The 14,845-nt window shown below is 47.6% G+C and carries 13 protein-coding genes and 2 tRNA genes; 8 read left to right on the top strand and 7 right to left on the bottom strand.

Going from position 1 to position 14,845, the window contains the following annotated elements; all coding sequences use genetic code 11:
- Positions 1 to 130: 130 nt before the first annotated feature.
- The 6 genes from yajC to MESINF_RS09485 all read left to right on the top strand — a co-directional run bounded on the left by yajC (position 131) and on the right by MESINF_RS09485 (position 5,816).
- Entirely contained in the window at positions 131 to 520 is a 390-nt protein-coding gene (gene yajC / locus MESINF_RS09510; protein ID WP_169699600.1) for a preprotein translocase subunit YajC, read from the top strand.
- A 66-nt stretch (positions 521 to 586) separates the two neighbouring features.
- A complete protein-coding gene (gene secD, locus MESINF_RS09505; protein ID WP_231936710.1) occupies positions 587 to 2,098 on the top strand; it encodes a protein translocase subunit SecD in 1,512 nt (503 codons plus the stop codon).
- Entirely contained in the window at positions 2,095 to 3,018 is a 924-nt protein-coding gene (gene secF / locus MESINF_RS09500) for a protein translocase subunit SecF (RefSeq protein ID WP_169699597.1), read from the top strand. The genes secD and secF overlap by 4 nt, the downstream gene beginning before the upstream one ends.
- 55 nt (positions 3,019 to 3,073) lie before the next feature.
- Positions 3,074 to 3,149: transfer RNA gene (locus tag MESINF_RS09495), tRNA-Ala, on the top strand.
- 46 nt (positions 3,150 to 3,195) lie between these two features.
- On the top strand, positions 3,196 to 4,104 hold the full coding sequence (locus MESINF_RS09490) for a phospholipase D-like domain-containing protein (protein WP_231936709.1): 909 nt from the start codon (positions 3,196 to 3,198) through the stop codon (positions 4,102 to 4,104).
- 14 nt (positions 4,105 to 4,118) lie between these two features.
- Positions 4,119 to 5,816 (top strand): NAD+ synthase, encoded by a 1,698-nt coding sequence (locus tag MESINF_RS09485; protein ID WP_169700991.1) that lies wholly within the window; start codon positions 4,119 to 4,121, stop codon positions 5,814 to 5,816.
- Positions 5,817 to 5,825: 9 nt separating this feature from the next.
- Here MESINF_RS09485 and MESINF_RS09480 read toward each other — a convergent pair whose 3' ends face one another.
- The 7 genes from MESINF_RS09480 to MESINF_RS09450 form a co-directional block, all read right to left on the bottom strand.
- Positions 5,826 to 7,253 carry a PAS domain S-box protein gene (locus MESINF_RS09480; protein ID WP_169699595.1) on the bottom strand — a complete coding sequence of 476 codons (1,428 nt, stop codon included), beginning with the start codon at positions 7,251 to 7,253 and terminating at the stop codon, positions 5,826 to 5,828.
- A 317-nt stretch (positions 7,254 to 7,570) separates the two neighbouring features.
- A tRNA-Thr gene (locus MESINF_RS09475) sits at positions 7,571 to 7,647 on the bottom strand.
- A 44-nt stretch (positions 7,648 to 7,691) separates the two neighbouring features.
- Entirely contained in the window at positions 7,692 to 9,140 is a 1,449-nt protein-coding gene (gcvPB, locus tag MESINF_RS09470; protein ID WP_169699594.1) for an aminomethyl-transferring glycine dehydrogenase subunit GcvPB, read from the bottom strand.
- Complete coding sequence (gene gcvPA / locus MESINF_RS09465; protein WP_169699593.1) at positions 9,137 to 10,483, bottom strand: aminomethyl-transferring glycine dehydrogenase subunit GcvPA; 1,347 nt, start codon at positions 10,481 to 10,483, stop codon at positions 9,137 to 9,139. The genes gcvPB and gcvPA overlap by 4 nt, the downstream gene beginning before the upstream one ends.
- 1 nt (position 10,484) lies before the next feature.
- Positions 10,485 to 10,856, bottom strand: coding sequence for a glycine cleavage system protein GcvH (gene gcvH / locus MESINF_RS09460; RefSeq protein WP_169699592.1), 372 nt, complete (start codon positions 10,854 to 10,856; stop codon positions 10,485 to 10,487).
- A gap of 16 nt (positions 10,857 to 10,872) precedes the next feature.
- Positions 10,873 to 11,979 (bottom strand): glycine cleavage system aminomethyltransferase GcvT, encoded by a 1,107-nt coding sequence (gene gcvT, locus MESINF_RS09455; RefSeq protein ID WP_169699591.1) that lies wholly within the window; start codon positions 11,977 to 11,979, stop codon positions 10,873 to 10,875.
- Positions 11,976 to 12,206 (bottom strand): putative signal transducing protein, encoded by a 231-nt coding sequence (locus tag MESINF_RS09450; RefSeq protein ID WP_169699590.1) that lies wholly within the window; start codon positions 12,204 to 12,206, stop codon positions 11,976 to 11,978. Before MESINF_RS09450 ends, gcvT begins: the two co-directional genes overlap by 4 nt.
- Positions 12,207 to 12,355: 149 nt before the next feature.
- Here MESINF_RS09450 and pfkA point away from each other — a divergent pair, with 149 nt between their 5' ends.
- Together pfkA and pyk are read left to right on the top strand one after the other, a co-directional pair.
- Positions 12,356 to 13,315 (top strand): 6-phosphofructokinase, encoded by a 960-nt coding sequence (gene pfkA, locus MESINF_RS09445; protein WP_169700989.1) that lies wholly within the window; start codon positions 12,356 to 12,358, stop codon positions 13,313 to 13,315.
- Between the two features lie 9 nt (positions 13,316 to 13,324).
- Complete coding sequence (gene pyk / locus MESINF_RS09440; protein ID WP_169699589.1) at positions 13,325 to 14,743, top strand: pyruvate kinase; 1,419 nt, start codon at positions 13,325 to 13,327, stop codon at positions 14,741 to 14,743.
- The last annotated feature ends 102 nt before the right edge of the window (positions 14,744 to 14,845 follow it).

The raw sequence follows: 14,845 nt of genomic DNA, 5'->3' as shown, positions 1-14,845 counted from the left end.
GAAATTATATCATGTCATCGTTTTGGGTGACGAGCGTATAGACAACCCACAAATGCATTCTCAGTTGAATTGCATAATCTATTCTGGTAAAATCTTACAGAATGCTCTATCCACGACAGGAGGAATGTAAATGTTACCAATCCTAAGTTTTATAGCATACGCTCCCGCTGGCGATGCGGCCGCTCCAACGGCTGACACCGGTGCGGCAAGCGGAGGCTTCACCGGGATCATAATCTGGCTGGTCCTTATGGTCGCCTTTTTCTACTTTCTCATCATCATGCCCCAGAGAAAGAGAGACAAGCAGTTCAAGCAGATGATGGAGAAACTCAAGGTAGGCGATAAAGTAGTTACGGCAGGAGGAATAATCGGGAAGATTACATTGATAAAACCAGACAGCCTCAGATTGAGGACGGGCACCGGTACGGAACTCGATGTAACCAGGAAAGCGATAGCCGTTGTCGTTAACAGGGGCGAGGGAGACAAAGAAGAGATCGAGCCCGATGTGACAGTCAAGCAGTAACTATAGTAGTTTTATCCGTAGATATTGGAAGGGGGTGTCTGTCCGAGAACTTCGGGCAAAATCCGTATGAGAGCAAACCAAAAACGCTTGATCGTAACCGTTGTGGTACTTGTAGGAGCCTTGCTACCCCTGCTTATACCGCACGGTAATGCTCCATCCGGCAGCAGTTTCATGGATAAGATCGCTGCCAATATCAAGCTGGGTCTCGATATTAAGGGAGGGGCCCTTCTTGAGTACCAGATGGTCACAGACGTTTCGAAAGAAGAAATGAGCGCTCTGGCCGACAGAGTCATAGAAGTTTTGAGAACCAGGCTGGATGCTGCCGGTTTCACCGAAGCAACCGTCGAAAAGATCACGACGGCTATCTCTTTCGGCGAGGATATACCTCCCGTCAGGGTTAGGGTCCAGATCCCGGGTATCACAGATGTGTTGCGCGCTGAGAGTCTTGTCGGAAAGACAGGTAAGCTTTATTTCGCCGATGTTCTCGCCATAGAGACGTCGAGTTCGACTCCATCAATTCCCGCGGGAATGTCTCTGGAAATAAGCAAGCGAAAACTCCAGGGCGGAGAGCCTTTCTGGATAAAAGAACTCCATTTCGGTGAATACGTTAATGGAGTTCAGAACAACACCTGGTACTTTATAAGTCCCAGAATCGCCGTCGGGTCAAGCTATCTAGAGCTTGACGGCAGCGTTGTCACAGAAGCCAAATCCTTGATTAACAACCAGCCCAGACCTGGGCAGGGTAGATTCATGGTCTCACTGAAGTTCAACTCCGAAGGTTCTAAGACTTTCAGGGAGATCACATCTGTCAAATCCACTTACACCGACACCGATATCAGAAAGAGACTGGCGATCGTTCTCGACGAGAATGTAATAATCGCCCCTCTGGTTCAGACACAGATCAGTGACGGAAACGCTGTCATAGAAGGGTTAAATTCTCTTGACGAGGCGAAAGAAGTTTCCATTCTGGTCGGAAGCGGAAACCTGCCGGTCGAGCTTTCGGCTTTCAACAAACGCGTTCTCTCGCCGACTCTCGGTAGAGACATCATCAACGCCAGCCTCTGGGCAGGAATCGGTGGGTTGATCCTGATAATGATATATATGCTGGTCATTTACGGAAAGATGGGCATCGTAGCCAACATTGCTCTGCTTTACAACGGTGTTCTATTGATGGGTATGGTTTCGTTGACCGGCTCGATACTAACACTGCCCGGTATTGCCGGTATCGTTCTTACGATAGGTATGACCGTCGACGGAAACGTTCTCATCTTCGAAAGAATAAAGGAAGAGTTCCGGCTGGGAAAAACCACGGAAAATGCTATAGATTCGGCCTTCTCGAAAGTCATCTGGACGATCTTCGATGCCAATCTCACTACTATACTTGCCGGTATAGTTCTCTTCTACTTCGGCACGGGAACCGTTAAAGGCTTCGCAATAACTCTCATAATCGGTGTAATCGGAGCTATGTTTACCAACATAGTTGTCTCGAGAACGGTCCTGACGGCGATGGCCGGTGGTATCAAACCGGAAAGGTACCTCAAGACGAAAAAAGTAAATGAAGGGAGAGAAGCCAGATGAACTTCAACATAGACTTTGTAGGCAAGAGGAAGTACTATGTAACTCTTTCTCTTCTTTTGATAGCAGTTTCCCTGGTTTTCGTATTCACTAAAGGTTTCAACTTCGGTGTGGATTTCACCGGCGGTATAGAAGTCAGTGTCTCCGTTCCCGATGAGAACATGACCGTGGCAGAGGTCAGGAGCCTTCTTTCGGCTGAGGACGCAAACTTAGCATCCGCGAGGATAATAAAGCAGAGGCCGCTTCTGGAAGAGGGCACCGTGGAAGAGTCCGGCAGGTTCTCCATAATCATTGACAGCAGCGAGAGCGAAGAGGCTGTCAGGGGAAAGATGCTCAGGGCACTGAGTAGCGAAGGCGTGACCGATAAGAACATCCTCTCCATAAGCACCATATCCGGATATGCCGCCCAGGAGATCAGAGGCTACGCCTGGATAGCCGTGGTGGTATCCATAGCTTTGCTCCTGTTGTACATAACCATAAGGTTCAAGTTTTCTTTCGCCGTTGGAGCCATACTTGCTCTGGTCCACGACGTGGTGATCGTTCTAGGTTTCTACAGCATTTTCGGTATCGAGATCAACGCTCCGGTTATTGCCTCTCTGTTGACTCTGGTGGGATACTCTCTTAACGATACGATAGTCGTTTACGACAGGATAAGGGAAAACAGGAAGAAGATGCGCGGTGCCGACGGTGTCGAAACGATCGTCAATAGAAGCATAAACGAAGTGATAGTGAGGTCCTTGAACACGTCATTAACAACTTTCATAGCCGTTTTAACACTGTACATATTCTCAGGAGAGGTGCTCCGGCCATTCGCTTTCGGAATGTTGGTCGGAGTGATTGTAGGAACATACTCTTCTCTGTACATAGCCAGTCCGATAGTAATAACCTGGCTGAAGAATTCCGAAAACAGGAAGCACGCCTGATCGTTGTTAACCTGTTGAAAAGTCAGGGACGGTAGTGTATAATCTTTTCTGGAGTGGGGACGTAGCGCAGTTGGGAGCGCGATACAATGGCATTGTATAGGCCGAGGGTTCGAATCCCTTCGTCTCCACCAGACAGGGAGCTTTTGCTCCCTGTTTTTTCTGGCAGAGGTGACTGTTTTGAAAGGTACGCTTATCGCGTTGGCGCTTTTGATAAAAGTAGCGGTCCTTTCGGTCGTTTTCTTCACGGATGACGGAACCGCAGTTGAAAGGATAGTAGAGCTTCTAGAATCGGCCGAGAAGGAGGTTATTCTCGTCTCTTACTCGCTGGATGATCGCGAGGTCATGGAGAGCCTGGAAAGGCAAGGCGCAAGAGGAGTGGATATCAAAATAATGATCGACGATTCGACCATTGGAAGGACTCTCGGAGAGTCTGCCACCCTCGAGATGCTCACCGATAGCACACAGGCCCTGATTCACTCCAAGTTCATCGTGGTGGATAGAGAAAAGGTTCTGTTCGGAACGGGCAACTTTACACAGGGTAGCCTCAGGGAGGATTCTAACAGTTTCATTCAGATCGATTCAAAAGAGCTGGCCGGGATATTCATCGATTTCTATGAAGCTATAATTAGTGGGGAATCGAGAGAGCCAAAGTGCTTCGAGAACATGGAATTCTATCTCTGCCCTTCAGAAAAAGCAAGGGAGAGAGTGATAAGGGAGATTATGAAGGCCCGGCACGAGATCTCGTTTGCCATGTTCGCCTTCACGGATCCGTCAGTTCTTTCCGCTCTCAAGTTCAAGGCATCCCACGGAGTTTGGGTTTCTGGTGTTCTTGACAGCTGGAACCTCTCCTCTCCTCTGGAAGACTTCCTCTCCACCGGGATGGATGTTATCTGGGGAGACGCCTCTTTCACAATTCATGACAAGACCTTTGTAATAGATGGCAGAAAAATCATAACAGGCTCTGCAAACGCAACTTTGAGTGGTTGGGGCAAGAATAGAGAAATCGTTGCTATAATAGACTCCGAGGGACTTTCAAGACAGTATCTTGAACATATTGAGTATCTCAAAGGGGGGTATGCACGGTGATAATCAGGACGGCAATGGCCCAGATAAATACAACGGTCGGCGATCTGGAAGGGAACAAAAAGATCATTCTCAGCTCGATAGACAGTGCTAGATCGGCCGGGGCGGGAATACTTCTCTTCCCGGAACTCACCATAACGGGGTATCCTCCGGAGGACTTGCTGTTGCACACGGGTTTCCTTCGCGACAATATCAGAGTTCTGAAGGAAGTCGAGGCTTATACGACCGGTAGTGACACGATGGTCGTGGTAGGCTTCGTAGATTTTTCTTTGGAGATATACAACGCAGCGGCAATTATTCAGAACGGTGAGATAAAGGGAGTATACAGAAAGATGAACCTGCCCAACTATTCCGTTTTCGATGAGAGACGGTACTTCACCCCAGGTTCCCGTCCTCTGATAATCATGAGTGGCAGTTTGAAGATCGGAGTGAACATATGCGAGGATATCTGGGTCCCAGCAGGACCGACAAACGATCAGGCGATAGCCGGCGCGAATCTCATTTTGAATCTTTCGGCTTCACCCTTCACTTCGACCAAGAACCTAACCAGAATGTCGCTCCTCCAAACGCGAGCGATGGAATATTCCTGCTGTATGCTTTACTGTAATCACGTGGGTGGTCAGGACGAGCTCGTTTTCGACGGTAGAAGCACCGCGATAATGCCAGACGGTCATAGAATAGTCGCCAGATCCTTCGAGGAGGATTTCCTTGTCATAGACATTGATACCGATCAATCGACGCGATACAACCTCCTGGAGGGCAAGAGAAAGGGCTATTGCAAAAAGGCCGAAGTCGAAGAAATAAATGTAATAATACCCCAGAGAAAACACCAGGAGTTTCTTCCTGAAGAGACCTATAGAGTTTCGTCCGAGGAAGATGACCTGATTGATTCGTTGGTGCTAGGCCTTAGGGACTATACAAAGAAGAACGGATTCAAGAAGGTCGTTTTGGGTCTCAGTGGTGGTATGGATTCCTCGCTTGTTGCCGCACTGGCCGTAAAAGCGCTCGGCAAAGAAAACGTCATAGGCGTGATGATGCCCTCCAGAATAACCTCCGACGAGTCGAAAAAAGATGCCGTCGAACTGGCTAAAAATTTGGGAATAGAGACATTCGAGATTCCAATTGAAAGTGTCTTCGATTCGATCAACGGGTTAATGAGACCGGTGTTCTCAGACAGGACTCACGATGTAACCGAAGAGAATTTTCAGGCGAGAATCAGGGGGATTATTCTTATGGGGCTGTCAAACAAATTCGGTTGGCTGGTTCTTGCTACGGGTAACAAGAGTGAAATGGCAACCGGATACGCAACGCTTTACGGAGATATGGCTGGAGGTCTAGCAATACTGAAAGACCTCTACAAGACCCAGATTTACAGGATAGCCAAGAGGATCAACGAACAGACCGGCACGGAGATCATACCTCGTAACGTCTTTTTAAAAGCTCCAACGGCAGAACTAAGAGAAGGCCAGAAAGACCAGGATTCCCTTCCACCTTATGAAATACTCGACGGCATACTCAGGCTATATATCGAAGAGAGCTTTTCACTGGATGAAATAGTGAGCAAGGGATTCGATAGAGAGACGGTTGAATATGTGTTAAGGCTCCTGCAAAGAAGTGAATACAAACGCAAGCAAGGGGCACCGGGTATAAAGGTATCGAAAAGGGCTTTCGGTAAGGACTGGAGAATGCCGATTACGAACAAGTACAGAGATTGAAGAAAGATTCTATATAACCGATCTGCTACCAGAACCGGCTATTCTCCGACCTATGAAGATCGTGCCGACATCTCCTTCTTCATCTTTGACGACTTTACCGCTGAATTCCACACGGTTTGAAGTGGCAGAATCATCGACTATGGTGATTATTCTGGAGCCTTCATCGCAAGTTTCACAGGAGAGACCGTTCCTGAGGAACTCCCGTAGATTTTCCGACGGTATTTCTTCAGGCAGTTTGTGATGGATAGATTCAAGAGAGGTTTTGAAGAACTTCTGAGCGGCCTTGTTCATGTAAATAACTCGGCCGTCCATATCGGTTGCGATCGCTATATCCTCGGTCCCGTTAAGCAGCAGGGAATGAAGGTTATAACTTCTCTGAAGCTCTATGCTCTCGGTCAGGTCCATGCCGATGATCAATTCATAAACGTTATCATCGACACGGAGAACGCTTCTTTTGGATTCTACAACGAAGACAGAGCCGTCTTTCTTTTTGTGCAACTGTCTGCCTTTCCATTTTCCCGAGCTCATTATTTCAAACTGTCTGGATTTTGCCTCCATTTCATTCTGCACCAGATAGTTGCTCAGGTTGTTGCCGATCATCTCTTCTCTGCTATAGCCGTGAATTTCGGCGGCAAAACGGTTAAGATAGACGATTCTTCCCCTTTCATCAACGGCGATGGCAATTTCCTCGGCGTTGTCCAGAAAGCGCCACTGGAAGATCAGCTCTTCCCTATCTCGTTTCTGTTTGGATATGTCCATGAAAGTGAACTGTACGACTCTCTCGGCTCCATAAAGCATCTCGGAGGTGTTGAAGATAACGTATATCTTTCCATTGGTGCGGGTCAGCATAACTATCTCTCTATCTGAATTGACGCCCTCTCTCTCAAGAACTAGGTTCAACGCGAGCGGCTCATCGTACACCAAATCCTGAAGGCGTGTTTTCTCGATTTCACTCTCTTCATAGCCAAGAAGTCTCTGAGCAACTTTATTTGAGAAGATCACGTTGCCATCGCGTTTCCTAATGATAAGCATACCGCATCCCATGCTGTTTACTAGACCCATGTACTTTTCCCGCTCGAAATCCAGTGTCTTCTGAAGTCTGTGCTTCTCAAGCATAGAAAAGACTATCTCCGGTAGATAGTGAAGATACCCCGGCCCTTTGAGAAGATACTCGCCCGGTTTGAGTTCGTGTTTGGCCACAGATTTTTCGCTTCCGACCAAACAGAGGTATGGGATGGTCGCCGCTCTGAGGCTTTTGATGATCTCTTCGGTTACGTAATCGAAGATCATTGCATCTGAAAACCGGCTGAATTCATCAGATATCTCTTCGACATAACGGACATCGAAACGATCATCGAAAGCCTCTATTAATCTTCTTGCATCTTTCTGGCTTCTACCTACAAGTATAATTCTGGGTTTAGAATAGAAATCGAACACTAACTTCACCTCTGCAATAAAGGACTGGATAGAAGTCAATATTGAACGAATGTCTTTGCGATAATCCAAAAGAAAGAAACCGATTTCCAAGCAACTAAAACTGATCTGATCAACTTCGATCCGACCTAAAATCTCTCCCGAGGTGGAAAATATTCAGTAAAGAAAACCCATATGAATGTTGACAAAATTCTCGGATCTCAAAGGTTACATTTTTATTTTAACATAGATTATTACCAGATACCAAGCGGGAGGTTTTGAACATACGTTCATTATAATTTGTGAAAAAACTGGACCTTTGAAAGGTCCAGCTCACAACATGGAGCAGGCGATGAGACTTGAACTCATAACCTCCGCCTTACCAAGGCGGCGCTCCACCGATTGAAGCTACGCCTGCTCTGCTGAAACTATAATATCATAGCATTTTCTAACTTTCAAGCCTCAAGAGCCCCTGGACCACCTTGTCTTTGGCTTTCTCGAAGCCGTTGCTTCATCAAGACGCCCTACCGGTGTTGTGTGAGGCGCTGATTTTAACAGTTCCGGGTTTTCCTTCGCTTCTTTGAGTATAGTAGCTATCGTGGCCGCAAAATGATCGAGCGTTTCCTTAGTTTCGGTCTCTGTCGGTTCTATCATTAAGGCCTCATCTACGATGAGCGGGAAATAGACGGTCGGTGGATGAATACCATAATCCAGAAGTCTCTTGGCAAGATCGAGAGTTCTGATACCATACTCGGAGATAAGCTTTGTACCCTTAAGAACGAACTCATGCTTGCAGATGCCAGGATAGGCGGTGGGGATTAGTTCAATCAGCTTGCTCCTTAGATAGTTGGCGTTAAGTACCGCCATTTCGCTGGCTCTTTTCAATCCGTCGCTCCCCATGGTTTTGATGTAGGCGTAAGCTCTCACCAGGACACCGAAGTTTCCGAAGAAACTCCTGATCTTCCCTATTGAATCGGGCAGATCATAAACTACCCTATATTTCTGACCGTCGAAATCTATCACTGGAACGGGTAGTAACTCTTTCAAAAAGGCCTTTACTCCTACCGTGCCGCTTCCGGGACCACCCATTCCGTGAGGTGTGGAAAAGGTCTTGTGCAAATTCAGGTGAACGATATCGAAGCCCATGTCGCCCGGTCTTGCATGTCCCATTATCGCATTGAGATTCGCTCCGTCGTAGTAAAGCAAGGCTCCTCTATCGTGAGCCATCTTCTGTATTTCACAGATGTCCTTCTCGAAGAGCCCAACGGTGTTCGGATTGGTGAGCATTATTGCCGCAACACTTTCATCTAACAATCTGTCAAGGATTTCAAGATCAACCCTACCGTCTTTGTTGGAGGCAACTTCGACTATATCATAACCGGCCATCGCCGCCGAGGCCGGGTTTGTTCCGTGTGCAGAATCCGGTACTATGACTTTCTTTCGGGAAGTATCGCCCTTCAATTCGAAGTACTTCTTTACAAGCAGCATTCCCACCAGCTCGCCGTGTGCACCGGCGGCTGGCTGCAGGGTGAAGGCGTCCATACCGGTGATCTCGCACAGCGAATTCTGCAGGTTGTACATCAACTCCAGAGCTCCCTGTATCGTCTCTTCGGGTTGATAGGGATGTAACTGACTGAACCCTTCGAAAGAGGCCGCCTCTTCGTTCAGCTTGGGGTTGTACTTCATAGTGCAAGATCCAAGCGGGTAGAAGCCGCTATCTACCGAATGATTCTTTTTTGAAAGACTCATAAAGTGACGCACTACCTGAAGTTCGCTCACCTGTGGAAGTTCTGGCCTTGAATCTCTCAGGAGATGTTCAGGCAGAACGTCGATCGGCTCGAAACCGTAACTTTTCTCTTCTGGAAGGCGAAATCCAGTTCTACCTTCCACAGTCGCGTCGAAAATCGTCATTCTAATTCCTCCAGTTTCCCGGCGAAGAATTCGATCTCTTCATTTCTATTGGCCTCGGTAAGACATATCAAACCGTGGTTCTTCATTTCGCTCATGAACTCTCCCAGATCGAGTGGGCCGAGTATTTTGTCTTTCAAAAGCTTCTTATTAAAACTCGAAAGATCCTTTTCGAATTCGACTACGAACTCGTTGAAGAAAGGTCCAGTGAAAACCGGTCTAACTTTATCCATCTTCTCTATACGTTTGGCCAGATAGTGAGCCTTATCGTAAGAGCGGCGAGCGATTTCCTGTAAACCTTTTGGTCCGACCAGACTTATATATATCGATGCAAGGAGCACATTGAAAGCCTGGTTAGAACAGATATTAGAGGTGGCTTTGTTTCTTCTTATGTGTTGTTCGCGGGTCTGTAGAACCATAACGTAACCGGTTCTCCCCTCACCGTCTTTCGTCTCACCGATTATTCTGCCAGGCATCTTACGTATATAAGCCTCTTTCGAAGCGAAAAAGCCGAAGCCCGGCCCTCCAAGATATGGCGGATTGCCCAGTGGTTGGCCCTCCCCAACTACTATATCGGCTCCGAGTTTTCCCGGCGCCTGGAGAATCGCAAGAGCTGTGGGATTAGCACTTACGATCATCATAACGTTTTCCGGAATCGCTTCTCTGATTTCTCTCAGATCTTCGATGATCCCGAAGAAATTCGGATAGCCGACTATTACAGCCGATACATCGTCGGAAAGCTTGTTCTTAAGATCTGAAAGGTCTGTTTGACCGGATTTACGATCGAAATTAACCTCGTCAACGTGTACATTTCCCCCGAAACAATACGTTTTCACCGTTTCGATATATTCAGGATGGACAGCCTTCGATATGAGGATTTTCGCCTTTCCATTTATCCTCACAGACATCAAGGCCGCTTCGGCACAGGCGCTGGCACCGTCGTACATCGAGGAGTTGGAGACCTCCATGCCGGTAAGCTCACTGATCATTGTCTGGTATTCGAAGAGCATCTGCAAGGTTCCCTGAGAGAGCTCGGCCTGATAGGGAGTGTATGCGGTGAGAAATTCCCCACGTCCGGCTATTCTTTGCACCGCGCTGGGTATGAAGTGCTTGTATATACCCCCGCCTCTGAATACTGAAAGATCGTTCAAATTTGTGTTTCGCAGGCTCAGTTCTTTAAGATCCCTGAGCACAGTGAATTCGTCTGCACTGGCCGGTATCGAAAGATCAACATCGAACTTTTCCGGAATATCCGTGAAGAGCTCGGCAATGCTTTTGACACCTATCGCCCGCAGCATCTCCTCTATTTCTACCTCTGTCTGAGGAAGATACGGGAATTCAGGCATATTAGCCCTCCTCTTCACAATGCTTCTTGTAAGCCTCCAGATCCATCAGGCTGTCGAGCTCTGTAGGACTACTAAGTTTTATTTTTGCGATCCAGCCAGCACCTTCGGCATCGCTGTTTATCGTCTCGGGAGAGGAATCGAGTTCGACGTTGACCTCCACAATTTTACCGCTCACGGGCGCATAAACATCGCTTGCTGCCTTAACGGATTCGATCGTGCAGAGAACGTCCCCCTTCTTCAGGGATTTGCCCGCTTCGGGTAGGTCTATATAGACCACATCTCCGAGATGATCCTGGGCGTGATCGGAAATACCTACAGTTGCTATGTCTCCATCGACAGATACCCACTCGTGTGTCTTTGTGTACTTCTTCATTTTTTACTCCTCCTTTTTATCCTTTTGACTTCACGGAACCTCTATAGAAAGGTGTTTTCACAACGGTTGCCGGTACTACCTTTCCCCTCACCGAAACGCCAACCTGGGTGCCTAATTTCCAGTAATCTTTCTTCAGATAGGCCAATGCGAGAGATTTTCCAAGGGTGGGGGAGAAGAGACCACTCGAAACCCAACCGATTACGTTATCCCCGTCTACGATTTCATAACCGTGGCGTGCTATAGCCTTTCCAGTAATTTCGATGCCTTTCAACCTGTATTCGGTTCCCTCTTCGTTCTGTTTGGCCAGTACATCTTTACCGATAAAGTTTTTATCGAATTTCACGGTCCATTTCAACCCTGCTTCCAGTGGCGTGTTCTGATCGTTCAATTCATTGCCGTACAGCATGTAACAGGCTTCAAATCTGAGCGTATCTCTGGCACCTAGACCTATTGGCTTTACACCTTTTGGTCCGCCGATCTCGAGGAGCTTTCTCCACAGGGGTACGGCCGCATCGGGTTCGGTGTAAATTTCAAAACCGTCCTCACCGGTGTAACCGGTTCTAGAAACCAGGGCCTTGATTCCGTTAACCCTTCCTTCGGCGAAATGGTAGAAGGGTATCTGGTCGAGCCTTACCTGAGAAATCTCGGAAAGTATCTCCTCGGCGATTGGTCCCTGAAAGGCTATCTGGGCATAATTATCCGAAACATCCTTCACCTGCACTTCAAAATCTTTGGAGTTCTTGTGTATCCAGTCGTAGTCTTTGTCTTTGTTGGAAGCGTTCACCACAAAGAGAGTTTTGTTGTTGCTTATTCTGTAAACCAGAACATCATCTACGACTCCACCCTTTTCGTTGCACATTGGTGAATATACGATCTCACCATTTTTCATAGTGGCAACGGAGTTGGTGACCAGGTAATCGGAGTAGGAAATTGCTGCAGGACCGACGATTTCTATCTCTCCCATATGAGAGACATCGAAGAGCCCCGCCTTCGTTCTGACCAGATTGTGTTCTTCGATGATCGAATCGAATTGAAGAGGCATTTCCCAACCTGCGAAGTCAACGATTTTTCCTTTCAGTCTGAGATGCTCCTTGTACAAAGGTGTCCTTTTCAAATCACTCATTCCGGATCCTCTCTCCCTTCGACTTTTAAGTCTTCAAATATGTTAACAGCGGTTTCGTAGTCATCGTCTGGAATAATTATGTCCACCATGCCACCAGATCCAAAATAGATGCTATCGGTGTACGCGAAATGTGAATCGACTATCTCTGCGAAGATTCCTTCTTTGAGAAGTATTTCCTGGTACATTTTTGCCTCGTACACGGGAACTCCCGACTTAAGAACCTTCATTTTAATCACTCCTCCCGTCCATTCGAGATTATACACCAACTCATGTAACTAGTTAACTTAGTGAAGCTTCGTCTCTCGTGAAATTAATATGCTAATATGCTAAAATTAAGGCGTACAGCAAGATTGAAATCTCAGGAGGGATATTGATGATAAAGAAAATCGGGGTTCTGACCAGCGGTGGTGATGCTCCGGGAATGAATGCGGCAATAAGGGCGGCGGTCAGGACTGCGGTAACGGACGGTCTTGAAGTCTTTGGAATCCATAGAGGTTACTCCGGCCTTCTCGACGAAGACTTCACAAGCATGGATTACTCTTCTGTCGGAGGGATTATGGAAAGAGGCGGAACTATCCTGCGAAGTTCTAGGTGCGAGGAGTTCAGACTCGAAGAAGGCAGGGCAAAGGCCGCTGATATACTGAAGAAGCACGGGATAGACGGACTGCTAGTTATCGGTGGCGAAGGCAGTCTCAGTGGGGCCAAACTTTTAATGGAAGAACAGGGAATTCCCGTGGTAGGACTTCCCGGCACCATTGACAACGACATAGCCCTAACCGATATGTGCATAGGGGTTGATACATGCTTGAATACCTGCGTGGATACGATTCAAAAACTGAAAGATACGGCCTCTTCGCACGAGCGTGCCTTTGTTGTAGAGGTGATGGGCAGGAGTTCGGGTTATGTAGCCCTGGCATCTGGAATGGCCGTCGGTGCCGAGGCAATAATAATTCCGGAGATTCCGGTAAACTACGAAGAGATAGCCGACAAGATCTGGCGGGAGAGAAAGCGTGGAAAGATCAACTGCATAATCGTCGTGGCCGAAGGCGCCTCGAGCGCTTACACTGTCGCCAGGCATGTTGAACACAGAATAGGGTACGAGACCAGAATCACCATTCTGGGACATATACAGCGCGGGGGATCACCAACGGCCTTCGACAGGGTTCTAGCCTCTAGAATGGGCTACGCCTCTGTAAAAGCCCTGGAGGAAAACGAGGCCGGCACTATGATCGCGCTTCAGGGAGGAAAAATGGTCCGTGTTTCGCTTGAAAAGATCCTTTCTCAAAAGAAAACGATCGATATGGAACTTGTCGAGATGGCCAAAATACTCTCTTGAAGGTGTGAAATGAGGAAAACGAAGATAGTCTGTACAATCGGTCCGGCAACCGAATCCTGGGAGATGTTGACAAAACTCGTTTTCAGGGGAATGAACGTTGCCAGATTGAATACGACGCATGGAGATCTGGAGGAACATAGAGAGAGGATTCGTAGAATCAAAGAGGTTCGCAACTCCCTGAAAGTCCCTCTGTCTTTGCTTCTGGACCTTTCAGGACCCAAGATAAGAACCGGTTCCTTCAAAAAGGAGAGAGTTGAGCTCCTTCCCGGCAGAGATTTTCTTCTGACAACCTCGACTATCGAGGGTGATGAAACCGGGGTGAGCGTCAACTACGATCGTCTGCCCGGTGAAGTCAAGCCAGGACATGTGATTTTGATGGACGACGGCAAAATAAAGCTGAAGGTCCTTTCTACTGACGAAAGATGCATTCTAACGAAAGTAATCAACGGAGGCGTAGTCACTCACAGGAGAGGTATAAACCTTCCGGGAATCGATATCAGTATCCCCGCAGTCACCGAGAAAGATAGAGGGTTCATAAAACTAGGAATCGAAGAGGAAGTAGATTATTTCGCCCTCTCTTTCGTAAGAAAGGCGGAGGACGTTATCCTGGCCCGTCAAATCGTGACCGATAGCCGTGGTTCTATACCAATTATCTCCAAGATAGAAACGGCACAGGCGCTTAAGAGCATCGAAGAAATCGCCGCCGTTTCCGATGGCTTAATGGTTGCCAGAGGCGATCTCGGGGTCGAGATACCGGTCGAAGAAGTACCAATCGCTCAGAAAAAGATAATAAAATTCGGAAATTATCACAGAATACCAGTGATCACGGCAACCCAGATGCTCGAATCGATGATAGAGAACCCCGTGCCAACCAGGGCGGAAACAACCGATATAACCAACGCTATCGTAGATGGAAGCGACGCGATAATGCTTTCGGGGGAGACCTCGATAGGGAAGCACCCACTTGAGGCGGTCTCGGTTATGGATCTGACGGCCAGGGCGGCGGAGAAGTATCTGAACCAGAATCCCGACATTCTAAGGTGGACACGCGAAAAAGTCCTGACAGATGATCATACCGACGCAATTTGCAGGGCCGCCTGGGACATAAGCGAAGCATTGAAAGTGAAAGTGATAGTCAGCTCGACTTTCTCCGGCCATACTGCGAGAAATGTATCGGGTTTCAGGCCACGGGCTCATATTCTTGCCGTTACACCTAATGAAGAAACTTACTACAAGCTTGGTCTGATCTGGGGAGCTCATCCAGTTCTGATGGGCCTGGGAGAATCAACTGACGATCTAGTAAAGGTAGCCGGACCACTGGCTAAAAAACTTAAGCTCGTCAAGAAAGGCGATACCATAATCCTCACCGCCGGTATTCCTTTTGGAACCAGCAGGTCCACTAACATCTTAAAACTGGAAAAAGCCTGAGAGAAAACCTTTGAATGGCAGGATCAAGAGATTTCCTGCCATTTTTTATTTAAAAGTGAGCAACAACGAGATTTGCTGGCATAATTGTCTCTATGGATGTAT

It is taken from the genome of Mesotoga infera (genome assembly GCF_900157305.1).
Lineage (GTDB): Bacteria > Thermotogota > Thermotogae > Petrotogales > Kosmotogaceae > Mesotoga > Mesotoga infera.
The sequence above is the reverse complement of the archived record's forward strand: the minus strand, read 5'-3'. Positions and strand labels throughout refer to the sequence as shown.

Bases quoted from the DNA above. Each gene is read 5' to 3' on its own strand.
- yajC (WP_169699600.1), top strand. From the start codon at position 131: ATGTTACCAATCCTAAGTTTTATAGCATACGCTCCCGCTGGCGATGCG.
- secD (WP_231936710.1), top strand. From the start codon at position 587: ATGAGAGCAAACCAAAAACGCTTGATCGTAACCGTTGTGGTACTTGTA.
- pyk (WP_169699589.1), top strand. From the start codon at position 13,325: ATGAGGAAAACGAAGATAGTCTGTACAATCGGTCCGGCAACCGAATCC.
- gcvT (WP_169699591.1), bottom strand. From the start codon at position 11,979: ATGAGTGATTTGAAAAGGACACCTTTGTACAAGGAGCATCTCAGACTG.
- gcvPA (WP_169699593.1), bottom strand. From the start codon at position 10,483: ATGCCTGAATTCCCGTATCTTCCTCAGACAGAGGTAGAAATAGAGGAG.
- MESINF_RS09450 (WP_169699590.1), bottom strand. From the start codon at position 12,206: ATGAAGGTTCTTAAGTCGGGAGTTCCCGTGTACGAGGCAAAAATGTAC.
- MESINF_RS09485 (WP_169700991.1), top strand. From the start codon at position 4,119: ATGGCCCAGATAAATACAACGGTCGGCGATCTGGAAGGGAACAAAAAG.
- gcvPB (WP_169699594.1), bottom strand. From the start codon at position 9,140: ATGACGATTTTCGACGCGACTGTGGAAGGTAGAACTGGATTTCGCCTT.
- secF (WP_169699597.1), top strand. From the start codon at position 2,095: ATGAACTTCAACATAGACTTTGTAGGCAAGAGGAAGTACTATGTAACT.
- gcvH (WP_169699592.1), bottom strand. From the start codon at position 10,856: ATGAAGAAGTACACAAAGACACACGAGTGGGTATCTGTCGATGGAGAC.